The organism is Micromonospora sp. WMMD1102 (genome assembly GCF_029626265.1).
Taxonomy (GTDB): domain Bacteria; phylum Actinomycetota; class Actinomycetes; order Mycobacteriales; family Micromonosporaceae; genus Plantactinospora.
On record NZ_JARUBN010000001.1, the window covers coordinates 5967639 to 5990407 of the forward strand.

Consider the following 22769-nt stretch of genomic DNA (forward strand, 5'->3'; position numbering starts at 1 on the left):
GGTTAGGACATCGGCTCGTAGGGGGTGTCCGAGGCGGGTGGATAGGCCAGCCCGCCCAGCCGGGCGGCTTCGCGGGCCCGGATCAGTGACCGGGTCACATGACCGAACTGCCGCTCGTGGTCGGAGCTGAACAGCAGCACCATCTCTCCCCGGTACCGCCCCCACAACTCGTACGCCGGTGGCCGCCACCGGTTGCCGGCCAGGGCGAGTCCGACCGGCACGAAGGCCGCGAGCCCGAGCCCGGCGTACGTGCTGGCGGGGAGCCGGTAGAGGTCGCCGGTGTAGCCCAGCGCCACTCCGATGCCGACCAGCACGGCGGCGGTGACGAGTACGGCGCGCAGCGTCAGTCGGTCGTGCGGCCCGCGCGCGGTCTGTAGGTGGGTGAGTTCGGAGAGCGAGAACTTGCGGCCGGCGACGATGAACGCCTCGTTCGTGATGCGTACGCCGGGCGCCCGGTAGATGTCGACCGGGCGGGGGCGGGACGCTCCAGATACCTCGAATGACGCGTCTAGCAGGTGGGCGGGAGGGCGAGTAGGCTCCATTCTTGCCTCCAACGGCTCCTGAGGCGGGCTGCTCTGGATGGTTCGAAGATCGGCATCTGGTGGCAGCCGGATGCCGATCGTCTCGCGGACTGTCCGAGCGCTGGCGACGGCTGGGGCTACGCCTGCTTCGTCGCACGCGACCCTGCCCCTGCTGGCGACCACGCCTGATACAGCTGTGCCGGTCCTCCGGAGAACCTTTCGGCTCCCACGTTCATTGTGCGAAGGGCGCACCAGCGAAGTCGAAGGTATGCAGACAGCCACCTGGCAGTTTTCCAGGCGGCATTCCGACCACTGGCGACACTCTGCCCGATTGCGTGGTGGTTTGGTCATACTCAGTGCCGGCCGCCATCCGCCAAGACCGACGTATCGGGCGAAGGACCGGGGAGCAGTCCGAGCTGGCGCGCCAGCCCCGGCGGCCGTCACCGCCGGATCGGATCTGATACACGGTGAGTGATCACGACATTCGGGCTATCCGTCGCCACCGTCACATCCCGCCCGCCGACCACTGTCGGCAGTTCCGGTCCCGGACTACGTTGAGACTGCCGGGGCCCGGTCGTCAGTCATCCCTCTGCGGTGACGCCGTCCCGGTGCCACCGCCCGACCGGCGCCGTTCCGGTGCCACCGCCTGCGACACGGCGCCACCCCGGTGCCACGCACGGAGATCGGTCACGGTGGCGCAGGGCCGCCGCGCCCAAGTCGCGGCGGCGCACGGAAGAAGGGTTCTGCACACGTTGTTACCGGTGCGGATCCTGCTGCGTAGTCTCGTCGCGGCCGGCCTCTCGGCGGCACTGCTCGCCCCGATGACGGCGGCCCGGGCCGAACCCTCGGTCGGCGAGCTCACGCAGCGGATCAACAAGGCCTCCGCCGAGCTGGAGAAGGTCGTCGAGTCGTACAACAAGCTGAACGAGGAGATCAAGGAGAGCAGGGCCGCCGCGGCCACCCTCGGCGCCCGGATCGAACCACTGCGGCAGCAGGCGGACCAGAGCCGGGCCGAGGTGGCCGAACTCGCCACCCGGGCGTACAAGCTCGGTGGGCTGAGCACGGCGAGCGCCCTGCTGAGCCCGAGCGAGGGCAGCAGCCTGATGAACCGGCTCGGTGCGCTGGAACAACTGGCCCGGGACCGGGACCGGCAGATCGCCGGGTTCGACGCGACGCAGCGCCGGTACACCGACGAGAAGGCCCGGCTCGACGCCACACTGGCCCGGCAGACCGCCCAGGCGAAGCAACTCGCCGCCGGCAAGAAGCGGATCGAGGGCGAACTGGCCAAGCTCTACGAGATGCGCCGCGAGGCGTACGGGTCGGCCACCTCCGCCGGCAGCCGCTACACCGGCAGCGTCCCGGCGGTCTCCGGCAAGGCCGGCGTCGCCGTCCGGTACGCCTACGGCGCGATCGGCAAGCCGTACGTCTGGGCGGCCGAAGGACCGAACGGGTACGACTGCTCCGGGCTGACCCTGGCCGCCTGGAAGGCCGCCGGGAAGTCACTGCCGCACAACGCGGCGATGCAGTGGGACAAGGTGGCCCGGATCGGCCGAGGCGAGCTGAAACCCGGTGATCTCGTCTTCTACAGTGGACTCGGCCACGTCGCGCTCTTCGTCGGCGGCGGAAAGGTGATCCACGCCCCCCGGGCCGGCGAGAGCGTCAAGCTCGCCAGCGTGGACATGATGACCCCGTACGGCTACGGACGCGTCCGATAGCCCGGCAGACGGCGACGTCCCGCCGGCTCAGCCCGACACCGCTCGCGCGTCGGACCGCTCGGTCCGGCGCGCGAGCGCGGTACGGACCAGCACGTCCAGCAACTCCGGATAGTCCAGCCCGGCCGCCTGCCAGATTCGCGGGTACTGCGAGACCGGGGTGAAACCGGGAAACGTGTTGATCTCGTTCAGCACCGGGGACACCCCGTCGCGGAGGAAGAAGTCGACCCGGGCCAGCCCGGCGCAGCCGAGCGCCCGGAACGCGCGTACGGCGAGGTCGGCAAGCTCGGCGGCGACCCCGTCGTCGAGCCGGGCCGGGATCTCGAAGACGGTCTCCGGATCGTCGTACTTGGCGTCGTAGTCGAAGAACGGTCGGTCGCCGGTGACCCGGATCTCCAGCGGCGGACCGACGTCGAGCCGGCCGTCGGGCCGTTCCAGCACCGCCAGGTCGATCTCCCGGCCGGGCACCGCCGCCTCGACGAGCACCTTCGGGTCGCTGGACCGGGCCCACTGGAGAGCCGCCGGCAGTTCACTCCACTCCGTCACCCGGGTCACCCCGAGACTGGAGCCGGCCCGCGCCGGCTTGACGAAGACCGGCAGGCCGAGCCGGCGCAGTTCCGCCTCCGGCGGCACACCGTCCGGGTCGGTCGGCCGGGACACCACCGCGTCGGCGACCGGGATCCCCTCGGCGGCGAGCAGCTTCTTGGTGAACTCCTTGTCCATCCCGGCGGCACTGGCCCGTACGCCGTTGCCGACGTACGGCACGCCGGCCAGTTCCAGCACCGACTGGAGGGTGCCGTCCTCGCCGAGCGGGCCGTGCAGGGCCGGGAAGACCACGTCGAAGGTGGCCAGCCGTTCGACCGCCTCGAAGACCCCGACCGGCGCCCCGGTGCCGAAGACCCACTGCCCGGTGCGCGTGATCAGCACCGGTTCGGGGCGGTAGCGCTCCGGGTCCAGGTTCCCCAGCACGCTCGCCGCCGAGTGGCGGGAGACCTGGTGCTCCCCGCTGCGTCCGCCGGCGAGTACCGCGATCCTGATCGGTGACTCAGACATTTACCCGCTCCCGTCCGCTGTGCCGCTCGGCCCGCACCGGCAGGTACCGCCGGCCGACCCGGCTACCGATCCCGGTGAAGATCTCGTGTGGGTTGGTACCGGCCCAGCCGGCCCAGTCGGTGACCGTCGGCTCGCCCCGGTCGCCGGGACCGAAGAGCAGCACCTCGTCGCCGGTACGCACCGGCAGGTCACCGACGTCGACGACGATCTGGTCCATGGTCACCCGCCCGGCGATCCGGCACCGGCGACCCTGGATCCAGACCTGGGCGGCTCCGCTGGCGGCCCGGGGCACCCCGTCCGCGTAGCCGACCGGGACCAGCGCCAGCGTGGTCGGGGCGGCGGTGAGGTAGTCGTGCCCGTAGGAGATGCCGGTGCCCGCCGCGACCCGCTTGGTGAGGATCACCCGGGACCGCAGCGTCATCGCCGGCCGCAGCCCCGCCGGCAGCTCCGGCAGCGGCTCCACGCCGTAGACGGCGATGCCGGCCCGGACCAGGTCGAAGTGCGTCTGCGGCAGACCGACCAGGGCGGCCGAGTTGGCCAGGTGCACCAGGTCGGGCGTGAGCCCCTGCGCCCGGGCCCACGCCAGCGCCCGGCCGAACCGCCGCAACTGGGTGGTGTTCCTGGGGTCGGCCGGTGTCTCGGCGGCGGCCAGGTGCGACCAGACGCCGCGTACCCGGACCCGCCCGACGGCCTCGAAGCCGCGCGCCAGGCGGACCAGCTCGGGCCACTCGCCGTCCGGTGCCCCGTTGCGGGAGAGCCCGGTGTCGACCTTCAGGTGCACGTCGGCGCGTACCCCGGCCCGGCCCGCACCGGCGGCGATCCCCCGCAGGTGCCCGGCGGAGGCCACCGAAAGGTCGATCCGGGCGGCCACCACCGGCGCGAAGTCCTCGTCCTCGCCGTGCAGCCAGCAGAGCAGCGGCGCGTCGACCCGGCCGGCCCGCAGGGTCAGCGCCTCGGCCCGGGAGGTCACGCCCAGCCACCGCGCGCCGGCCGCCAGCACCGTCCGGGCCACCGGCAGCACCCCGTGCCCGAACGCGTCCGCCTTGACCACGGCGAGCAGCTCCGCACCGGTCCGGCCGGCCAGGGTACGCACGTTGTGCGCGATCGCGTCGAGGTCGACCACCGCCTCCGCGAGGGGGGTCAGGCTGCCTGCTCCGCCGAGTCTGATCACGTTGGGTGAGCCTAGGAGGGGGCTGTGCGGTTTTCGTGAAGGCGGAATGCGGGATCGGTTCGACCAGCACACCGACAGCCCCGGCCCGCGGCGGAGCCCGTCAGGCGCTAACCTGCCCGGGTCACCCCGTCGGAGGCCAGGAAGCTCGCCGCTGCGGCGCTCGATCGCCTCGCCCCACACCTGCCCGAGGTCGCCTCTACCGGCGGCGTGGCCCCAACCGGTCCGGCCGGGCGCCTCTATCGGCTGGTGGCGGAGCGGCTGGACGCCCTCGACGAGTCCGAGGCACTGACCGAGCTGGTCCGGGAGCCCCGGAACAACTCACTCGGCAAGCGCCTGCTGGGCACCGCCGCGACCGAGGATCCCGCCTGGGCCGCCGAACTGGCCGACGCCGTCGAGGCCCTGCCGGCGGAACGATCGACGGAACGGTCGGCGCAGCGGTCGGCGGGACGATCGACGCCGCGGTCGGCGGGACGATCGACGCAGCGGTCGGCGGAACGGTCGGCGACGCCCGGAGCGGGCCGAGCGGCGCCAGCGGGGCCCGGGGAGCCGGTCGGGGCGGCGGCCGGCGCCGTACCCGGATCGGGCGGTGCTCGACGGCCGCGCCGCTACGGTCCGTGGATCGCGCTCGGCGCGGTCGTCCTGTTGCTGGTGGTGGGCGGCCTGGTCGTCCGCGCGGCGCTCGGCGGGCTCAGCGACGCCGGTGGGCTGACCGCTGACTCCAGCTGTACGGAATACCAGCAGGCTCCACCCGAGGAGCGGGTCGCGGCGATCCGGCAGATCGGGCTGGCCAAGGGAATCTCCGGCGTCGACAGTCCGCTGGTGATGACGGCGGTGGACCAGCTCTGCGACACCCAGCCGTCGGCGAAGATCGGTGACCTGGTCGCCCGCTTCGACGGCTGAGCCGGAGCCCCCGCCGGTCAGCCGGGCAGCCTCCCGTCGACGACGAAGCCGCTGAGAAAGGCGGTCCAGGCGCTCACCCCGAACCGGAGTACCGGCCCGAGCGTGTCCTTCGAGTCACGCACGGCGACGCCCGTCCCGAGCCGGGCCACCTCCACGCAGTTGCCGCCCTCGCCGCCAGATCGGCGGCTCTTTTTCCAGGTCAGCGTGTCTTCGTCCGGCCGCATCCCGTCCGGCCCTCCCTCACGTCCAGAAGGCCGCCGTCTCCCTGAGCAGCCGCGCCGATTCTTTCCGCGACAACGCTGCCGCAACCAGGTGGTCGAAGGCAAGCGCGAAGGAGGCGATCTGGGCCGGCTCGTCGATGTAGAGCGCGCCGGTCCGATGTTCGGTGTAGACGAGGCCCGGATCGGTGGGCTCGGGAAAGCCGAGGATCGCGAACGGCCGGCCGAATGCGGTGTACGCCGGACTGTTGAACCGGACCACCCGCAGCTCGACGTTGGAGCGCTCGGCCAGCAGCGCCAAGTGGCCGAGCTGCTCCCGCATGATCGTCGCGTCGCCGACTCGGCAGCGCAGTACCGCCTCGCCGAGTACCACCCGCAGCCGCATCGGATCGTGCTCGTAGAGCCGCCGTTGCCGGGCCAGCCGGAGTTCGACCTGCCGGGTGAGTTCCTCGGCCGGGGCGAGCGGCTGGGTGGCCCGGATCAGCCCCGCCGCGTACGCCTCGGTCTGCAACAGGCCGGGCACCAGATGCGTCTCCACGGTACGGATCTCGGTCGCCTCGGACTCCAGTCCGACGTACACCTCGAACCAGTCCGGGATCGCGCCGCCGTAGGTGACCCACCAGCCGCGCTGGGTCGACTGCTTCGCCAGGGTGGCCAGCACCTCCCGGGTGCGCTCGTCGGCCACCTGGTAGATGTCGAGCAGGGCGAGGACGTCCCGGGTCCGGGTGGAGTGCTTGCCCGCCTCGATCCGGGAGATCTTGGCGTCGGAACACTTCATCCGCTGGGCCACCTGTAGCAGGGTGAGCTGCTCCCGCTCGCGCAGGCGGCGCAGCTCGATGCCGAGCCGGCGACGCCGGGCGGTCGGACTGATCGGCACGGAGTCCTCCCCGAATTCCTCCGTCGGTACCTGGCACGCCGCCCGTCCGGTCACGGCGTTCCCTGCGACGCGAGCGGAACTCACTGTCGTGGTGCCGGTCACCCTAGTTGGCGCATCCGGTGCCGCGCCGGGCAGGCACCCACCGTCCGAACCCCGGGGACGACGAGCGGCCGGCGTCCCTGTCGGACGCCGGCCGCTCGGCTTCGTCGATGGTGCCGGGTGCTCGTCGGTGGTGCCGGGATGCTCCCCTGGAGCACCGGCTGTGGGTCCGCTCAGGCCGCCTGGAGCCCCTCGGCCCGGGCCAGCTCGCGCAGCCGGCCCAGCGCCTGGATCTCCAGCTGCCGGATCCGCTCCCGGGAGAGCGAGAACCGGGAGGCAACCTCGGTCAGCGAGTGTTCGCGGCCGTCCTCCAGGCCGTACCGGGCGCGCATGATCCCGGCCGACCGGTCGTCGAGGTGGTTCAACAGGCCCTCGATGCGCTGCCGCTCCAGGCCGGTGAGCACGATCTCCTCCGGCGACGGTGCGTCGCTGTCCGCGACCAGGTCACCGAGGTTGGTGTCCCCGTCGTCGCCGACCGGGGTGTCCAGCGAGACGGTGTCCTGCGACCAGCGGACCAGCTCGTGCACCCGCTCCACGGTCACGCCCAGCGCCGCCGCGATCTGCTCCGGCTCCGGGTCGCTGCCCAGCTCACGAGTGAGCTGACGGGCCACGTTGCGCATCCGGTTGACGTCCTCGACCAGGTGCACGGGCAGCCGTACGGTGCGCTCCTGCTGCGCGATCGCCCGGCTGATCGCCTGCCGGATCCACCAGGTCGCGTACGTCGAGAACTTGTAGCCCCGCTCGTAGTCGAACTTCTCGACCGCCCGGACCAGACCGGTGTTGCCCTCCTGGATCAGGTCCAGCATGGGCATCCCGGAGCGGACGTACCGGCGGGCGATGGAGACCACCAGCCGGAGGTTGGCCCGGATGAAGAGGTCCTTCGCCCGCTCCCCCTCGACCACCAGTCGCTCCAGCTCCGCGCGGCTGACGCCGGCCGGAAGCTTCTCGGAGTCGATGAGGTGCTCTGCGTAGAGGCCGGCCTCGATGGCCTTGGAGAGGTCTACCTCGGCGGCGGCATCGAGCAGCGGTGTGCGGGAGATCTCGTGCAGGTACACGCCGACCAGGTCGCGCTCCTCGGCGACCTCGTCGGTCCGCATCACGATCTTCTTCTCCACGTTCCCCACGGTCCCCTCGTCGTTCCTCCCGGTGGCCCGGGTTCCTGCTCCTGCCATCCCCACGTTCATCAGCCCTCCCCGTAACCTCCGCTGTGCCCCGCGGTGCTGACACCTACACAACAGTTGAGACGCGTTAGGGATTCCATCTGGTGAGTCGAAAGTGTCACGAATGGCTGAGTAGTTGCTGAAAGCACGATCGACGTTTGCTGTCAGTCGTCCCGATCGGGTGCGCTGCTACCGGCGGTCACCGCAGCCTGGGGGGCTGGGACAGAAGGCGACCGGCTTATCGGACCACTGCCACACAACGACACACAGCGATCCACGTCACCAGGTTGCTGCGATTCTCGTCACGCCTCGTCTTACGTACGGCCCGGCCGGTCGGTTCATCCCGCCCGCCGGAGGGTTACCCCTCCGCCCGGTCAACAATCCGGAGCCCGGCGATAGTCCGGGCCCACGCGTCGGTCCCCCGGTCCGCACGTCGGTCGTCCGCGCGTCGGTTTCGGCACGCTCCGGTCGCGGGCCGGGGCGCCGGCGCGTGGGCCGGGGGTCAGCCGGTGAGCAGGGCGATCGCGGGGCGTACCTGGTTGGCGGAGCGGTCCAGCGCGGCCCGGGCGTCGGCGACGGCAGCACCGGACAGCAGCGACACCAGGGCGGCCTTCAGGTCACCGTCGGCCTCGGTCAGCGCGTGCCGGGCGACCTCCTCGGCACACCCGGTCGCCTCCACGAGGATCGAGATCATGCGTCCCCGGAGTTTGGCGTTGGTGGCGACCATGTCGATCATCAGGTTTGAATAGACCCGCCCCAGACGCACCATCACGGCGGTGGAAAACCCGTTCAGCACCAGTTTCTGGGCGGTCGCGGCCTTCATCCGGGTCGAGCCGGTAACCACCTCCGGGCCGGTCTCGACCCCGATGAACACCGTCACCGACCGGGCCGCCGCGGCGCGTGGATCGGCACAGATCAGCACGGTGTCGGCACCGAGGTCCGTGGCGGCCCGCAGGGCACCGAGGACGTACGGGGTACGCCCGCTGGCGGCCAGCCCGACCACCAGGTCGCCGGGGCGTACGCAGTCACGCGCCTCTCCGGCACCGCCGGCCTCGTCGTCCTCGGCATCCTCGACGGCCCGCCACATCGCGTCCGGCCCGCCCGCCAGGTGGGCGCAGAACCAGCGGTCCGGCACGTTGAAGGTGGGTGCCAGCTCGGCGGCGTCGAGCACGCCGAGCCGCCCCGAGGTGCCCGCGCCGAAGTAGTGCACCCGGTGCCCGGCCCGCAGCGCCGTCACGGCCAGCTCGACCGCCACCGCGATCTCGTCCAGCACCTTCGTCACGGCGGCCGGCACCCGCCGGTCGTCCTCGTTGATCACCTTCAGCACGTCCCGGACGGACAGCAGGTCCAGGTCGAAGCTGCGCGGGTTGCGCCGCTCGGTGGGGGAACTGACCCGGACCACGGCCCGCCGGTCCGGCTCCTCGGCCACGCCCACGGTCGGGCCGGGGTCGCCGGGCCGTCCCGGCACACCGTCCGGCCGGTGGTCCGGCTCGGTCGGCGTCGGGTAAGAGGACCCCGCGCCGGAATCCGGACGCGGGGTGGCGGGTGGCGCACCGGGCTCGACCCGTCCGGCCGTCATGTCCGCCCCCCAGCACCTCGACCGCCGCAGCGCCGACCGCTCATCCGGCCGCCGCCTCGCCGCGCGCGCCGCCCCGCGACGCCGTCGCGCCGGACGACCCGATCTGCTCGCTTCTCATGCCCGCCTCCCCTTGACCCGGTGCGGCTGCACCGCTTCGGCGGTGACCTCCAGGGCCTTCTTCGCTCTGGCCCGGTTGCGTGCGGCGACTCCCACGAAGAGGCAGTCGACGACGGTCAACTGGGCGAGCCGGCTGGCCATCGCACCGGACCGGTACGTCGTCTCCCGGGCCGCCGTGGTGAGGACGTGGTCGGCGACGTCGGTGATCGGCGAGCGCGGGAAGTTGGTGAGGGCGACCGTGGTCGCCCCCCGGGCGCGGGCCTGCTCCAGCACCTCGATCGTGTCCAGCGTGGTGCCGGTGTGCGAGATGCCCATCGCGACGTCGCCCCTGCCGAGCAGGGCCGCCGAGGTGAGCGCGGTGTGCACGTCGGGAAAGTAGAACGCGGTACGGCCGATCCGGTGCAGTTTCTGCTGGAAGTCGGAGGCGACGAAGCCACTCGCCGCCGCGCCGTAGATGTCGACCCGGCCGGAGCTGTTGATCGCCTCGACCACCTGCTCGCAGACCGCCGGGTCGAGTTGTTCGGCGGTCTCCTCGACCGCCCGCGCGTCGCTGAAGGCGATCGTCGCGATGATCTGGGCCAGGTCGGCGCCGGGCGGGATGTCGCCGCCCACCACCCGGGCGTCCGGCGGCTCGACCCGGCGGGCCGCCTCGGCCGCGAGCCGGATCCGCAGTTGCGGGTAGCCCTCCATGCCGACCGAGCGGCAGAACCGGATGACGGTGGCCTCGGAGGTTTCGGCGGCGGTCGCCAGGTCTGTGATGGTCCGGCGAGCGGCGTCCGCGGGATCGGCCACGACGAGCCGGGCGACCCGTTGCTCGGCGGGCGAGAGCGACGGGAGCAGGCCGCTGATATGGACGATCAGCCCACCTGTCTCGTGACTCGCAGAAACCTTCGCAGTCTTCACCACGGATGAAACTTACTTTCACGGAGGCGGGAGCGTCAACCGTGACGCGCTACACCTGCGAAAGTACGCCCAACGGGTGGGAAAAAGCGGCCGGTAAGCCCAGCCGAGCGTGCCATTCCCACCACACCTTCGTCTCGGCGGGGTCACCGAGCCGCACCACGGGGCGGCATCCGGATGAATAGTCATCCATCGATAGGCTACCGGAGTGGTGCGCGCGGCGTCCGGGGGCACCGGTCCGGACGGCTCTCCTCCGCCCCGACGCCGGGCCTTCCGGCGGTTCACCGTCCGGTGCGGCGGCGGGCTGCCGATAGCGTGACGGGTATGGCGGATCGCAGTGTGCTCATCAGCGGCGGAGCGGGCGGGCTGGGCGGGGCGGTCAGTGCCGCGTTCGTCGCGGCCGGGTGGCGGGTGGTCGTACCCGTTCGGCCGGCCGGCGGGACCGAGCCGGCCACCGGCCCGGGACCAGCCACCGCCCCGGAGCAGGCCGGCAACGGTGTGCTGCGGGTGGCGGCGGACCTCACCGACCCGGAACAGGTCGACCGGGCGGTACGGGTGGCCGCCGGCGACGCCGGGACGCCGCTGCGCGCCGTGGTGAACCTGGCCGGCGGGTACGCCTCCGGCGGCCTGGTGCACGAGACCCCGGTAGACGACTTCGACCGGATGCTGCTCCGCAACCTGCGCCCCACCCACCTGGTCACCCGGAGCGCGCTGCCGCACCTGCTGGCGGCCGGCGGCGGCTCGGTGGTCTGCGTCGCCTCCCGGGCGGCGCTCGCGCCGTTCCCCGGCGCCGCCGGCTACGTCACGTCGAAGGCGGCGGTACTCGCCTTCGCCTCGGCGGTCGCCGTGGAGTACCGGCAGGCGGGGGTGCGGTGCAACACGGTGCTGCCCAGCGTCATCGACACGCCGGCCAACCGGGCGGCGCAGCCCAACGCGGACCACTCCCGTTGGGTGGCGCCGGCGGAGATCGCCGCGGTGATCCGCTTCCTGGCCAGCGACGAGTCGGCGCCGACGAGCGGTGCGGCGATACCGGTGTACGGCCGGGCCTGACCGGCCAGCCCACCGCGGCCGGCTCCGCCGCCGGTCCGTGCGTCCCCGAGGACTGGGCGGCCGGCTCCGCCTCCTGCGGCCCGGATTCCGGCGTCTCCGCCGTCTTCGGCCCGGATTCCGGTGCGTCCGGCGTCTTCGGCACGGATTCCGGTGCGCCCGGCGTCTTCGGCACGGATTCCGGTGCGCCCGGCGTCTTCGGCCTTACGGTGTCGGGACCGGGCGGGAGGCGGTCGGCGGGCAGCCACTCCCGCAGCCCGGCCTGAATCGCCCGGGTCACCTCGTCCGGGGAGCGGTTGGCGTCCACCACCACGAAGGTGCCGAACTCCGGCAGCGAGCGGTACGCCGCGGCTCCGGCGGTCAGATAGCTGATGTTCTCGTGGTCGGTGCCCCGGGCCTCGATCCGCCGGTACGCCTCGCCCGGGTCCACCGCCAGCAGGAAGGTCAGCTCGGGCGGCGGGAAGATCCGGTAGAGCAGCCGGGCGAGTCCCTCCCAGCGCCCGCCGCCGCCGTGCGCCCGGATGCTGGCGTACTGGCAGACCGAGTAGCGGTCCATCACGGCGACCCGGGAACGGAGCCGGGAGCGCAGCAGCGCCCGGGCGATGGCCAGCCAGCGCAGTGCCGACTCGGCCAGCAGCATCCCGTCCCGGCCCAGTAGGCGCTGGGCGTCCCGCCGGCCCAGTTTGCGGGCCAGTCGGCCGAACCACCGCCGACCGCCGGCGTTCTGCCAGTACGTCGCCGGAACGCCGCCCGCGGTCAGTGCGTCCGCCAGTCGGTGTGCCTGGGTGGTCTTGCCGGAGCCGTCGATTCCGACCAGGGCCACGGCCCGCAGCCGTCCCCCGTTCCGCCGCTGGAGCAGAGTTGGGGCCACGCCCAGCAACGGTACCCGGCGTCCGCAGCCCCCGAGCCCGGTCAGGTGTGAAGGAACGAAGTGCCGGGTAACGGTAAATCTCCACCCCATTGACCAGATGTCCACGACACCGACAGGGAGAGCCTGATGGATCACCGCGGCGACGAGACCCTCCTTGCCACCCTCAAGCGGGTCGCCGCCGTCCTCAAGCAGTCCGAGATCCCCTTCGCGCTGGGCGGCAGCTTCGCGGTGTACGCGCACGGCGGCCACTCCAGCGACCACGACGTCGATTTCCTCATCCGCGAGCAGGACACCGAGCGCGCCCTGGAAGCGCTTGTCGAGGCTGGCTTCACCGCCGAGCGCCCGCCGGAGGACTGGCTGGTCAAGGTCTGGGACGACGACCGGATGGTGGACCTGATCCACCGGCCGATCGAGACCCCGGTGACCGACGAGACCTTCCGGGACACCGTGGTCCGCCCGGTCGACGCCATCCACATGCCGGTGCTGTCGGCCACCCACCTGATGGTGCACAAGCTGCTCAGCTTCTCGCAGCACTACTGCGACTTCGCCCGCGGGCTGCCGCTGGCCCGCTCGCTGCGGGAGCAGATCGACTGGGACCGGGTACGCAAGGAGACGGCGCACTCCCCGTACGCCGAAGCCTTCCTGGTGCTGCTGGACCGGCTCGACGTGCTGCCCTACCGCCCGACCGGCGAGCAGCGGCGCTACGCGTCGGCCGCGACGGAGCAGGGAATGCGGGGGATGGACGAGCACAGCGAGGTGGCGACATGAACCAGCGCGGCACGGGTGGCGGCGAGCCGCCCGACGACTATCTGGAGGCGGCGATCCAGCGCCTGCTCACCGAACGTACCGAGATCGCCGAACAGGGCATCACGGTGACCCGCCGGGACCACTCGGTGGTGCTCTGCGGCGAGGTGGAGAGCGCGCAGCGCCGCGAGGAGATCCTCCGGACGGTGCTGGAGCACTTCCCGGACGTACCGGTGACCGTCGACATCGGACTGATCCGGGCCCAGGCGCCGGCCGAGGTGGAGGAGTTGCGGTGAGGGAGGTGACGACATGGTGATCCGGATCGCGGCGGTCGGCGACGTGCACATGGACCAGGACGTGGTCGGGCGGTTCCGGCCGGCACTGGAAGAGTTGCCGGAGCGCGCCGACGTCCTGCTGCTCGCCGGTGACCTGACCAGGCACGGGACCGAGTCCGAGGCCCGCTGTGTGGCGACCGAGTTCGGCAACCTCGGCGTACCGGTGGTCGCGGTGCTCGGCAACCACGACCACCACTGCGACGAGGTGCCGGGGGTGATCCGGGTGCTCGAGGACGCCGGCATCCTGGTGCTGGAGGGCACCAACGTGGTGCTGGACTGCTCCGGGACCCGGCTCGGCATCGCCGGGGCGAAGGGCTTCGGCGGCGGGTTCGCCGGCCGGTGCGCGAGCGAGTTCGGCGAGCCGGAGATGAAGGCGTTCGTCCGGACCACCAGCGCGATCGCCGAGCAGCTCGGCGAGGCGCTGCGGGAGATGGACTGCGACGTGCGGGTGGCGTTGACCCACTACGCCCCGGTACCCGACACGCTGGCCGGGGAGCCGCTGGAGATCTATCCGTTCCTCGGCTCGTACCAGCTCGGTCAGGCCGTCGACTCGGCCCCGACCGAGCTGGCGGTGCACGGGCACGCGCACGCCGGCACCGAGCGGGGCACCACGCCGGGCGGGGTACGGGTGCGCAACGTGGCGCACCCGGTGATCAAGCAGGCGTACAGCGTGTTCCACCTGCATCCGCCGTACGCGGGAGCCACCGCGGGAAAGGTTTCCGCGATCAGCGCCGGGGGTATTTCCTGAGTCATGGAACTACTGCTCTGGATTCTCGCGGTTGTGCTGGTGGTCGCCGGTGTGCTTGCACTCTTCCGGCGGCAGATCCTGTGGGGCATCGTGCTGATCGTCGTCGGCCTGCTCGTCGGCCCCGGCGGGGTCAGCATCTTCAATTGACGCGGGGCCGACGACGGCGCACCGCCGGCCCCCCATCGCTTGAAGAGCCCCTGTTCCTCTTCCCGAAGCCCCTACGAACCTCAGGAACGAAACAAGCAAGCCGGGGTCGCCGCGCCCGGGTCTCCCTCTCCCCCTGGAGGACCCGGGCCCGGCGGCTCCGGCGATTCGCTTTTTCCGGCCTACCGGTGGCCGGACCTCAACACCGGGGTACGCCGGGGATGAAACCGTCGTAACCGGTGAGCACGTAGGCGTCGGAAATGAACCGGCCGGTGCCGATCCGGTCCCAGATGTTGCTGGTGCCGTAGGTGCCGGTGACCGTCGTCCCGGTGGTCTGGCAGTGGATCGTGACCCCGGCGCCGTCCGCGACGGTGCCGACCGAGGAGTAGCCCGTGCCGGGGCCGGACCGGACGGTCAGCGGGCTGCCCGCGGTGTTCACCGTGCCGGACCCGGTGCCGCCGCCCGAGCAGCCGTTGTCGCTGGTGTAACTGCGGGTTCCCCAGTAGAGCGCGAGGGTCCCGTTGAACCGCACCTGGATGTCGGAGCCGTTCAGCCGCTGCTCGTAGTGCAGGTGTGGGCCGGTGGAGCCGCCGGTGGTGCCGACGTACCCGATCACGGTGCCGTGGCCGACGGTCCGCCCGACGGCGGTGTTGAAGCCGCTCAGGTGGGCGTAGTAGGTGGTGTAACCGCTGCCGTGGTTGATCCGGACGTACTTGCCGTAGCTGGTGCCGCCGAGGTCGGCGACCACGTCGACGGTGCCGGGGGCGCTGGCCACCACCGGGTCGCCCTGGTCGTCGGTCCGGTTGAAGTCGACGGCGTACGCCGGGCTGTGGTTGGTCCGGGTCTGTCCGGACCGGGACTGGCCGCACGGGAACGGCACCTTGAAGGTGGGCGCGGCGGCGGCCGGCGAGGCCGGGACCAGCACCGCGGCGGCCAGCAGCAGGCCGGCGCCGAGAGTGGCGACGAGGCGGGAACGCACGGGTACCTCCCATGGCGAAAATTTTCCATGTATGGATTGACTGTGGCAGAAAACTTCAAGAAGCGGAAGGGTGTCGCCGGGCGCGGGGAGGGCTCGCCGCTGGCGTCGATCCGGTATACCTGAACGACATGGCCGCACCGACGTACCTGAGGAGCATGCCGCTGCACGCCGTGACCGAGGTCTACGGCGAGGCCGGCCTGCGGGACCGGTTCCGGCTGGAGACGGAGCGTTTCGACCCGGCGGAGCGGGCCCGGCTGGCGGCGGCGCTGGAGCTGGCCGGCACGCTGCACCGCGACGACCGCCGGGTCCGCGAGCCCTACCTCAACCACCTGCTCCGGGTGGCGATCCGGATCATCTGCTACTACGCGGTGACCGACGTCGACGTGATCGTGGCGGCGCTGCTGCACGACGCGGTCGAGGACCATCCGGCCGAACTCGCCGGCCGGCCCGCCGGGACGACCGGGCCGGCGACCACCGAGGCGGCGCTGGCCGAGGTGGCCCGGCGGTTCAACCCCCGGGTGGCCCGGCTGATCGCGGCGGTGACCAATCCGGAGTACGACCCCGCGCTGGACCGGGACGAGCAGTACCGCGCGCACCTGGCGGAGAGCCTGGACCGGGAACCCTGGGCCCGGGTGATCAAGATGTCGGACTTCACCGACAACGGCGTGGGGGTCATCCACACCACCGGCGACAAGGTGCACCGCTCGGCCCGGAAGTACCGTCCACTGGTGCCGCTCTTCCGGGACCTGGTGACCCGGCCGGACACCCCGCTCGACGACGACGCCCGGGCACACATCCTCGGCCAGCTCGACCTCGCCGAACAGCGCTTCGCGGCGATCCTCGACGAGCCCGGCGCCGCCCCGGCGGTTCCCGGCGCCGGATAGCCGGCCGTCCCTCCTACCGGTCGGCGCGGGTCGTCGGGTTTCCGAATCGTTACGGCCTCGTGGCTCTCCGGGTCTGGACGACCTTTGGCTGCAAGCGCTTACATGTGGGGACGCCCACAGGCCGGCGCGGAAGCCAACAGGCAACCGGACACGCCGGCACGAAAGGAGGACGGCATGGCGGTCCAGTCCAGACCACGCCAGGCCCTCGCGATCGCCGGTGTGTTGACCCTGGCACTCGGCGCCACCGCCTGTTCCGGCGACAGTGGGAGCGGGCTCGACCCGGACTCCGCGGAGTGCGCCCCCTACTCGGCCTACCAGGGTCACGACGGGGAGAACGTCTCCATCTACGCGTCGATCCGGGACAAGGAGGCCGACCTGCTCCGGGAGTCGTGGAAGCAGTTCGAGGACTGCACCGGCATCGAGATCGACTACGACGGCAGCGGCGAGTTCGAGGCCCAGCTCCAGGTGCAGGTGGACGGCGGCAACCCGCCGGACCTCGCCTTCATCCCCCAGCCCGGACTGCTCGCCCGGTTCGCCGGGGCCAACAAGCTCAAGCCGATGACGGCCGAGCAGAAGAGCCTGGCCGAGGCGAACTACCCGGCCGACTGGCTCAAGTACGCCACCGCCGGTGGGCAGCTCTACGGCACCCCGCTGGGCGCCAACGTGAAGTCCTTCGTCTGGTATTCGCCGAAGGCGTTCGCCGAGAAGGGCTACCAGGTGCCGACCACCTGGCAGCAGCTGATGGAGCTGAGCGACAAGATCGCGGCGGACGGCAAGAAGCCGTGGTGCGTCGGGCTGGAGTCGGGCGAGGCCACCGGCTGGCCGGCGACCGACTGGATCGAGGACCTGATGCTGCGTACGCAGCCGCCGGAGGTCTACGACCAGTGGACCAGCCACGGCATCCCGTTCAACGACCCCCGGGTGGTCCAGGCCGTCGACCAGGCCGGTCAGGTGCTGAAGAACCCGAAGTACGTAAACGGCGGCTACGGCGACGTCAAGAGCCTGACCACCACCCCGTTCCAGGAGGGTGGGCTGCCGATCCTGCAGGGCCAGTGCTCGATGCACCGGCAGGCCAACTTCTACGCCAACTACCTGCCGGAGGGCACCAAGGTCGGTCCGGACGGCGACATCTACGCCTTCTACTTCCCGGCCGTCGACCCGGCCAAGGGCAAGCCGGTGCTCGGCGGCGGCGAGTTCACCGTGGCCTTCACCGACGGCCCGGCGGTGCAGGCCGTCCGGCAATACCTGATGACCGGCGAGTACGCCAACTCCCGAGCCGGGCTCGGCAACTGGATCACGCCGAACAACAAGCTCGACGTCAGCAAGGTCGAGCAGGCGGTCGACAAGCTCTCGATGGAGGTGCTGCTCGACAAGAGTGCCGTCTTCCGGTTCGACGGCTCCGACCTGATGCCCGCCGCCGTCGGCTCCGGGACCCTGTGGAAGGGCATGATCGACTGGGTCAACGGCAAGGACACCAAGAGCACCCTCGACTTCGTCGAAGGCTCCTGGCCGAAGTGACCCCCTGACGGTCCGGCCCGCAGCACGCGGGCCGGACCGTCGGCTTCTTTGTCGTCCCTTCCGGCGTTGGAGGCGCTGATGGATTTCGCCGACGAGGCACCGAAGCTACTCATGCTGCTCTACGGCCTGATCGCCTTCGCGGTCGTGGTCGGCGGACTGCTCGTGCTGCTCGACGTCGTACCCAACTGGTTCGCCCGACGCCGGGAGGCGGCGCTGGTCGCGGCCTCGACCGGCGGCCCGGCGGCCGGCGGCCCCCGGCCGCGCCGCCGCTCGGTGGCGAACCGGCCGGAGGGCGGGCTCGCGCTCTTCTTCCTGCTGCCCACCCTGCTGCTGCTGGCGATCGGCCTGGTCGTGCCGGCCGTCCGGACCACAATCCTGTCCTTCATGGACGGTGGCAGCGAGCGCTGGGTCGGGCTGGCCAACTACCGGTGGATGTTCACCCAGGACGAGATTTCCAGCATCCTCACCAACACGCTGATCTGGGTGGTCCTGGTGCCGCTGGTGGCCACCGGCACCGGGCTGCTCTACGCCGTCCTGGTCGACCGGGCCCGGTTCGAGTCGATCGCCAAGGCCCTCATCTTCATGCCGATGGCGATCTCGTTCGTCGGCGCCAGCATCATCTGGAAGTTCGTCTACGCCTACCGCTCCGGCGAGTACGACCAGATCGGCCTGCTCAACCAGGTCTGGATGATGTTCGGCGGCGAGCCCCGGCAGTGGCTCAACGACCCGCCGCTGAACACCCTGCTGCTGATCGTGATCATGATCTGGATCCAGGCCGGTTTCGCGATGGTGGTGCTCTCGGCCGCGATCAAGGCGATCCCCGGCGACGTCGTCGAGGCGGCCCGGCTGGACGGGGTGAACCCGTGGCAGATGTTCTGGCGGATCACCCTGCCGAGCATCCGGCCGGCCCTGATCGTCGTGGTGGTAACCGTCTCGATCGCCACCCTCAAGGTCTTCGACATCGTCCGGACCACCACCAACGGCAACTTCGACACCGGTGTCATCGCCAACGAGATGTACAACCAGGCGTTCCGGTTCGGCCAGACCGGCCAGGGGTCAGCGCTCGCCGTCTTCCTCTTCGTACTGGTGATCCCGATCGTGATCTACCAGATCCGCAACCTGCGCAAGCAGCGGGAGGCCTGAGATGACCACCACGACCCCGCCCGCGCTCACCGGCACCCAGCAGGTGGCCACCCCGCCGGTCACCCGGGCCGCCCGGGTGCGCCGCCGGCTCAACAACCCGGTCGCCACCGGCGTCTCGATCCTGATCGCGGTGATCTGGACGGTGCCGACCTTCGGCCTCTTCGTCTCCTCGTTCCGCCCCGAGGACGAGATCAAGACCACCGGCTGGTGGACGGCCTTCAGCAACCCGCAGTTCACCCTGGGCAACTACCAGGAGGTGCTCTTCGGCCGCTCCGCCAGCTCCGGGCAGCTCGCCGGCTACTTCGTCAACTCGCTGGTGATCACCATCCCGTCGGTACTCTTCCCGCTGGCCTTCGCGGCACTGGCTGCGTACGCGCTGGCCTGGATCAACTTCCGGGGCCGGGACTGGATCTACATCGCGGTCTTCGCGTTGCAGATCGTGCCGTTGCAGATGGCCCTGGTGCCGCTGCTCAGCTTCTTCTCCGAGGGAGTGAGCCTGGGCGGCGTCGAACTGATGCCGGCGTGGAACCTCGACGACGAGGAGAAGTTCCTCCAGGTCTGGTTCGCGCACACCTGCTTCGCACTGCCGATCGCCGTCTTCCTGCTGCACAACTTCATCTCGCAGCTGCCGAAGGACCTGATGGAGGCGGCCCGGGTGGACGGCGCCACCCACCCGAAGATCTTCCGCTCCATCGTGCTGCCGCTGATCGTGCCGGCGCTGGCCGCGTTCGCCATCTTCCAGTTCCTCTGGGTCTGGAACGACCTGCTGGTCGCGCTGATCTTCGCCGGTGGCGGCCGGGAGACGGCACCGCTGACCGTACGCCTCGCCGAGCTGGCCGGCACCCGGGCCAACGAGTGGCAGCGGCTCACCTCCGGCGCGTTCATCTCGATCGTCGTACCGCTGATCGTGTTCCTCTCCCTCCAGCGCTACTTCGTACGCGGCCTGCTCGCCGGGGGCGTCAAGGGCTGACCGGCCGTCCCGGGCCGACGGCTGCCGGGCAGGCGAGCCGCCCGGCAGCCGGGCCCCGGACGGGGCAGCCGTGCCCGGCGTACGGCCGGATCAGGATGGCAGCACTGTGACCACAATCGACGACGTGGCCCGGCTGGCGGGGGTCTCCACCGCCACCGTCTCCCGGGCGCTGCGCGGGTTGCCGACGGTCTCCGAGACGACCCGGATGCGGGTACTGCTCGCCGCCGAGCAACTCGACTACACCGTCTCGCCCAGCGCCTCCCGGCTGGCCGGCGGCCGGACCGGCACCATCGCCGCGCTCGTCCCCCGGCTCACCCCCTGGTTCGTCGGTGCCGTGCTGGACGCCGCCGAGGAGGTCCTGCACGCCGCCGGGTACGACCTGCTGCTGCACAACCTCGGCGGTCGCGGGCACGCCCGGAGCCGGCTGCTGCACCGGTCCACGCTGCCCAAACGGGTCGACGCGGCGATGCTCGTCGGCACGCCGATGCGCGCCGACGACCTGGCCACGATCGCCGGCCTGGCGCTGCCGGGCGTCACGGTCGGCGCCGGCACGGTGGTGCCGGGCTGGCCGAGCATCCGGATCGACGACCGGGCGGCCGGCCGGACCGCCACCGAGCACCTGCTCCGGCTCGGGCACCGGCGGATCGCCTGCGTCCGCGGCGACCCGGCCGACGAGTTCGCGCACCCGGCGCACCAGGAGCGGCAGCACGGCTACCGGGAGGCGCTCGAGTCCGCCGGGATCGCCCCGGACCCCCGGCTCGGCGCCGAGGTCCCGGCGGACGCCGAGGGAGGCCGGACGGCCACCGCGCGGCTGATCGCCCGCGGTGACCCGCCGACGGCGGTCTTCGCCACCTGCGACGAGCTGGCGATGGGGGTGTGCAGCGGGCTGCGGCTGGCCGGGCTGCGGGTACCGGAGCAGGTGAGCGTGATCGGCGTCGACGACCACGACCTGTCCGCCGCGTTCGGGCTGAGCACCGTGGCCCAGCCCGCGGCCGAGCAGGGCCGGCTGGCCGCCGGTACGCTGCTCGGCCCGCTGGCCGAGCGGACCCGGGCCGAGCCGGAACCCGCGCCGGTGGTCCTGCCCACCCGGCTCGTCCTACGCGAGTCGACCGCCCCGCCCGAAACAGCCTGAGCCCCGTCCCGGCGGAGAGCCGCAGGGTCGACGGTCCGCCGCCCAGGCGGCCCGCCAGGTCGCACCCACGCCGTCTCCGGAAGGCCCTGGCCCGGCCCTCGGGAAGACTGGAGCCCGGTCCTGCGGAAGACTGGATCTCGACGGGCGGAGCCGTACCCCGGGCCGCCCGCGAGGCGCGAGGCGATGGGAGAGCACCCTGAACAGCAGCGAGGCGATGTCCGCCAGCATCGGATCGGACCCCGGACCGGCCCTGGGCGACGGGCCGGCCGAGGTCGGGCCGTGGTGGCGGCACGCGGTCATCTACCAGATCTATCCCCGCTCCTTCGCCGACTCCGACGGCGACGGCTTCGGCGACCTGCCCGGGATCATCGCCCGGCTGGACCACCTGGTCGAGTTGGGCGTGGACGCGGTGTGGCTGTCCCCGTTCTATCCCTCGCCGCAGGCGGACGCCGGCTACGACGTGGCCGACTACCGGGGAGTGGACCCGCTCTTCGGCACACTGGCGGACCTCGACCGGCTGATCGCCGAAACCCACGCCCGCGGCCTGCGGTTCATCGTCGACCTGGTGCCGAACCACACCTCCGCGGCCCACCCGTGGTTCACCGCCGCGCTGGCCGCCGGGCCCGGCAGTCCGGAGCGGCAGCGCTACATCTTCCGGGACGGCCGGGGCACCGGCGGCGACGAACCGCCGAACGACTGGGGCAGCGTCTTCGGCGGCCCGGCCTGGACCCGGGTCACCGAACCGGACGGCAGCCCCGGCCAGTGGTACCTGCACCTCTTCGACACCGGACAGCCGGACCTCAACTGGGACCTGCCCGAGGTGCGCGAGGAGTTCCGGGACATCCTGCGGTACTGGCTGGACCGGGGGGTGGACGGTTTCCGGGTGGACGTGGCGAACGGGCTGGTCAAGCAGGCCGACCTGGCCGACTGGCACCCGCCGGTGGAACCGGTCACCGGGGAGGGCACCGAGGGGCCGCGACCGCCGATGTGGGACCAGGACGGCGTACACGAGATCTACCGGGACTGGCGGCGGGTCCTGGACGGATATCCGGGCGAGCGGATCCTGGTCGCGGAGGCGTGGGTGCAGTCGGCCGAGCGGCTGGCCGGGTACGTCCGGCCGGACGAGATGCACCAGGCGTTCAACTTCGAGTACCTGGAGGCGGCCTGGACCGCCCCGATCCAGTACGCGGTGATCACCCGTTCGCTGGCCGCCAACGAGGCGGTCGGCGCACCGACCACCTGGGTGCTCTCCAACCACGACGTGCTGCGGCACGCCAGCCGGCTCGGGTTGCCGGTCGGCACCCGCCGGCCGCTCGGCATCGGCGTCGACGATCCGCAGCCGGACGGCGTCGTCGGGCTGCGCCGGGCCCGGGCGGCCACCCTGCTGATGCTGGCCCTGCCCGGCTCCGCCTACCTCTACCAGGGCGAGGAGCTGGGGCTGCCGGAGCACACCACGCTGCCCGACGAGGCCCGGCAGGACCCGACCTGGCAGCGGAGTGGGCACACCGAGCGGGGCCGGGACGGCTGCCGGGTGCCGATCCCGTGGGAGGCGGACGCCCCGTCGTACGGCTTCGGCCCGACCGACGCGAGCTGGCTGCCGCAGCCGGCGATCTGGGCCGAGTACGCCCTGGACCGGCAGCGCGGGGTGGGCGGCTCGACGTACGAGCTGTACCGGACCAGCCTGCGGCTGCGCCGCGACCTGCGGCTCGGCGCCGGCACCGTGTACTGGCTGACCAGCCCGGACGACGTGCTCTACTTCCGCAACGGGACCCTGCGGGTGCTGACCAACTTCGGCGCCGACCCGGTCGAGCTGCCGGCCGGTGCCGAGCTGGTGCACGCCAGCGGCCCGCTGGACGCCGACGGCCGGGTGCCGACCGACGTCACCGTCTGGCTCCGGGTCGCCGAGCAGGGCGCCTCGGACTGAGCCGAGCAGGCGAGTCAACTCTG

The 22769-nt window shown here is 71.9% G+C and carries 21 protein-coding genes and 2 pseudogenes; 13 read left to right on the forward strand and 10 right to left on the reverse strand.

The features are described from left to right. Nucleotides 1–2: 2 nt before the first annotated feature. Nucleotides 3–542 carry a DUF6232 family protein gene (locus O7626_RS26790; protein ID WP_278063849.1) on the reverse strand — a complete coding sequence of 180 codons (540 nt, stop codon included), beginning with the start codon at nucleotides 540–542 and terminating at the stop codon, nucleotides 3–5. 731 nt (nucleotides 543–1273) lie between these two features. On the opposite strand from O7626_RS26790, the gene O7626_RS26795 reads away from it, so the two are divergent. Continuing rightward, nucleotides 1274–2236 carry a C40 family peptidase gene (locus O7626_RS26795; protein ID WP_278066329.1) on the forward strand — a complete coding sequence of 321 codons (963 nt, stop codon included), beginning with the start codon at nucleotides 1274–1276 and terminating at the stop codon, nucleotides 2234–2236. 27 nt (nucleotides 2237–2263) lie between these two features. On the opposite strand, the gene O7626_RS26800 is transcribed toward O7626_RS26795, so the two are convergent. Both O7626_RS26800 and alr read right to left on the reverse strand, forming a co-directional pair. Next, entirely contained in the window at nucleotides 2264–3286 is a 1023-nt protein-coding gene (locus O7626_RS26800; RefSeq protein ID WP_278063850.1) for a D-alanine--D-alanine ligase family protein, read from the reverse strand. Then, on the reverse strand, nucleotides 3279–4457 hold the full coding sequence (alr, locus tag O7626_RS26805) for an alanine racemase (RefSeq protein WP_278063851.1): 1179 nt from the start codon (nucleotides 4455–4457) through the stop codon (nucleotides 3279–3281). The genes O7626_RS26800 and alr overlap by 8 nt, the downstream gene beginning before the upstream one ends. A gap of 207 nt (nucleotides 4458–4664) precedes the next feature. Between alr and O7626_RS26810 the strand changes: the two genes are divergently transcribed. After that, entirely contained in the window at nucleotides 4665–5357 is a 693-nt protein-coding gene (locus O7626_RS26810; RefSeq protein ID WP_278063852.1) for a hypothetical protein, read from the forward strand. A 17-nt stretch (nucleotides 5358–5374) separates the two neighbouring features. On the opposite strand, the gene O7626_RS26815 is transcribed toward O7626_RS26810, so the two are convergent. The 5 genes from O7626_RS26815 to O7626_RS26835 form a co-directional block, all read right to left on the reverse strand. After that, the gene (locus O7626_RS26815; protein WP_278063853.1) at nucleotides 5375–5581 is read right to left on the reverse strand and encodes a DUF397 domain-containing protein; all 207 of its coding nucleotides are present in this window, start codon (nucleotides 5579–5581) and stop codon (nucleotides 5375–5377) included. A gap of 16 nt (nucleotides 5582–5597) precedes the next feature. After that, nucleotides 5598–6452, reverse strand: a complete 855-nt coding sequence (locus O7626_RS26820) for a helix-turn-helix transcriptional regulator (protein ID WP_278063854.1) — start codon at nucleotides 6450–6452, stop codon at nucleotides 5598–5600. Between the two features lie 272 nt (nucleotides 6453–6724). Further along, nucleotides 6725–7735 (reverse strand): sigma-70 family RNA polymerase sigma factor, encoded by a 1011-nt coding sequence (locus O7626_RS26825; protein ID WP_278063855.1) that lies wholly within the window; start codon nucleotides 7733–7735, stop codon nucleotides 6725–6727. Nucleotides 7736–8213: 478 nt separating this feature from the next. Beyond that, nucleotides 8214–9290 carry an N-acetylmuramic acid 6-phosphate etherase gene (gene murQ / locus O7626_RS26830; protein WP_347404813.1) on the reverse strand — a complete coding sequence of 359 codons (1077 nt, stop codon included), beginning with the start codon at nucleotides 9288–9290 and terminating at the stop codon, nucleotides 8214–8216. 114 nt (nucleotides 9291–9404) lie between these two features. After that, on the reverse strand, nucleotides 9405–10313 hold the full coding sequence (locus O7626_RS26835; RefSeq protein WP_278063856.1) for a MurR/RpiR family transcriptional regulator: 909 nt from the start codon (nucleotides 10311–10313) through the stop codon (nucleotides 9405–9407). Between the two features lie 318 nt (nucleotides 10314–10631). Here O7626_RS26835 and O7626_RS26840 point away from each other — a divergent pair, with 318 nt between their 5' ends. Further along, nucleotides 10632–11357 (forward strand): SDR family NAD(P)-dependent oxidoreductase, encoded by a 726-nt coding sequence (locus tag O7626_RS26840; RefSeq protein WP_278063857.1) that lies wholly within the window; start codon nucleotides 10632–10634, stop codon nucleotides 11355–11357. Between the two features lie 259 nt (nucleotides 11358–11616). Here O7626_RS26840 and O7626_RS26845 read toward each other — a convergent pair. Continuing rightward, nucleotides 11617–12225, reverse strand: a pseudogene (locus O7626_RS26845) (thymidylate kinase); the annotation flags it as partial. Between the two features lie 126 nt (nucleotides 12226–12351). Here O7626_RS26845 and O7626_RS26850 point away from each other — a divergent pair. The 4 genes and pseudogenes from O7626_RS26850 to O7626_RS26865 all read left to right on the forward strand — a co-directional run. After that, nucleotides 12352–12897, forward strand: a pseudogene (locus O7626_RS26850) (nucleotidyltransferase); the annotation flags it as partial. Between the two features lie 92 nt (nucleotides 12898–12989). Next, nucleotides 12990–13265 carry a hypothetical protein gene (locus O7626_RS26855; protein WP_278063858.1) on the forward strand — a complete coding sequence of 92 codons (276 nt, stop codon included), beginning with the start codon at nucleotides 12990–12992 and terminating at the stop codon, nucleotides 13263–13265. Between the two features lie 13 nt (nucleotides 13266–13278). Then, nucleotides 13279–14052: a metallophosphoesterase gene (locus tag O7626_RS26860; protein ID WP_278063859.1), complete on the forward strand. Its 774-nt coding sequence runs from the start codon at nucleotides 13279–13281 to the stop codon at nucleotides 14050–14052. Nucleotides 14053–14055: 3 nt separating this feature from the next. Next, nucleotides 14056–14199 carry a GPGG-motif small membrane protein gene (locus tag O7626_RS26865; RefSeq protein ID WP_278063860.1) on the forward strand — a complete coding sequence of 48 codons (144 nt, stop codon included), beginning with the start codon at nucleotides 14056–14058 and terminating at the stop codon, nucleotides 14197–14199. A 196-nt stretch (nucleotides 14200–14395) separates the two neighbouring features. Here O7626_RS26865 and O7626_RS26870 read toward each other — a convergent pair whose 3' ends face one another. Further along, nucleotides 14396–15175: a peptidoglycan DD-metalloendopeptidase family protein gene (locus O7626_RS26870; protein WP_278063861.1), complete on the reverse strand. Its 780-nt coding sequence runs from the start codon at nucleotides 15173–15175 to the stop codon at nucleotides 14396–14398. 128 nt (nucleotides 15176–15303) lie between these two features. Here O7626_RS26870 and O7626_RS26875 point away from each other — a divergent pair, with 128 nt between their 5' ends. The 6 genes from O7626_RS26875 (at nucleotide 15304) to O7626_RS26900 (ending at nucleotide 22746) form a co-directional block, all read left to right on the forward strand. Beyond that, nucleotides 15304–16059 (forward strand): HD domain-containing protein, encoded by a 756-nt coding sequence (locus tag O7626_RS26875; RefSeq protein WP_278063862.1) that lies wholly within the window; start codon nucleotides 15304–15306, stop codon nucleotides 16057–16059. A gap of 174 nt (nucleotides 16060–16233) precedes the next feature. Further along, nucleotides 16234–17577 carry an ABC transporter substrate-binding protein gene (locus O7626_RS26880; protein ID WP_278063863.1) on the forward strand — a complete coding sequence of 448 codons (1344 nt, stop codon included), beginning with the start codon at nucleotides 16234–16236 and terminating at the stop codon, nucleotides 17575–17577. Nucleotides 17578–17655: 78 nt separating this feature from the next. Then, nucleotides 17656–18720 carry a sugar ABC transporter permease gene (locus O7626_RS26885; RefSeq protein ID WP_278063864.1) on the forward strand — a complete coding sequence of 355 codons (1065 nt, stop codon included), beginning with the start codon at nucleotides 17656–17658 and terminating at the stop codon, nucleotides 18718–18720. A 1-nt stretch (nucleotide 18721) separates the two neighbouring features. After that, nucleotides 18722–19690, forward strand: a complete 969-nt coding sequence (locus O7626_RS26890) for a carbohydrate ABC transporter permease (protein ID WP_278063865.1) — start codon at nucleotides 18722–18724, stop codon at nucleotides 19688–19690. Nucleotides 19691–19796: 106 nt separating this feature from the next. Beyond that, nucleotides 19797–20822, forward strand: coding sequence for a LacI family DNA-binding transcriptional regulator (locus O7626_RS26895; protein WP_278063866.1), 1026 nt, complete (start codon nucleotides 19797–19799; stop codon nucleotides 20820–20822). 214 nt (nucleotides 20823–21036) lie between these two features. Continuing rightward, nucleotides 21037–22746, forward strand: coding sequence for a glycoside hydrolase family 13 protein (locus tag O7626_RS26900; RefSeq protein ID WP_278063867.1), 1710 nt, complete (start codon nucleotides 21037–21039; stop codon nucleotides 22744–22746). Nucleotides 22747–22769 lie beyond the last annotated feature (23 nt).

What these genes read in the sequence shown, in the direction of transcription:
- O7626_RS26790 (WP_278063849.1), bottom strand. Translation starts at nt 542, where the DNA reads ATGGAGCCTACTCGCCCTCCCGCCCACCTGCTAGACGCGTCATTCGAG.
- O7626_RS26855 (WP_278063858.1), top strand. Translation starts at nt 12,990, where the DNA reads ATGAACCAGCGCGGCACGGGTGGCGGCGAGCCGCCCGACGACTATCTG.
- O7626_RS26825 (WP_278063855.1), bottom strand. Translation starts at nt 7,735, where the DNA reads ATGAACGTGGGGATGGCAGGAGCAGGAACCCGGGCCACCGGGAGGAAC.
- O7626_RS26900 (WP_278063867.1), top strand. Translation starts at nt 21,037, where the DNA reads ATGTCCGCCAGCATCGGATCGGACCCCGGACCGGCCCTGGGCGACGGG.
- O7626_RS26800 (WP_278063850.1), bottom strand. Translation starts at nt 3,286, where the DNA reads ATGTCTGAGTCACCGATCAGGATCGCGGTACTCGCCGGCGGACGCAGC.
- O7626_RS26840 (WP_278063857.1), top strand. Translation starts at nt 10,632, where the DNA reads ATGGCGGATCGCAGTGTGCTCATCAGCGGCGGAGCGGGCGGGCTGGGC.
- O7626_RS26865 (WP_278063860.1), top strand. Translation starts at nt 14,056, where the DNA reads ATGGAACTACTGCTCTGGATTCTCGCGGTTGTGCTGGTGGTCGCCGGT.
- O7626_RS26880 (WP_278063863.1), top strand. Translation starts at nt 16,234, where the DNA reads ATGGCGGTCCAGTCCAGACCACGCCAGGCCCTCGCGATCGCCGGTGTG.
- O7626_RS26815 (WP_278063853.1), bottom strand. Translation starts at nt 5,581, where the DNA reads ATGCGGCCGGACGAAGACACGCTGACCTGGAAAAAGAGCCGCCGATCT.
- murQ (WP_347404813.1), bottom strand. Translation starts at nt 9,290, where the DNA reads ATGACGGCCGGACGGGTCGAGCCCGGTGCGCCACCCGCCACCCCGCGT.
- O7626_RS26875 (WP_278063862.1), top strand. Translation starts at nt 15,304, where the DNA reads ATGGCCGCACCGACGTACCTGAGGAGCATGCCGCTGCACGCCGTGACC.
- O7626_RS26890 (WP_278063865.1), top strand. Translation starts at nt 18,722, where the DNA reads ATGACCACCACGACCCCGCCCGCGCTCACCGGCACCCAGCAGGTGGCC.
- O7626_RS26860 (WP_278063859.1), top strand. Translation starts at nt 13,279, where the DNA reads ATGGTGATCCGGATCGCGGCGGTCGGCGACGTGCACATGGACCAGGAC.
- O7626_RS26885 (WP_278063864.1), top strand. Translation starts at nt 17,656, where the DNA reads ATGGATTTCGCCGACGAGGCACCGAAGCTACTCATGCTGCTCTACGGC.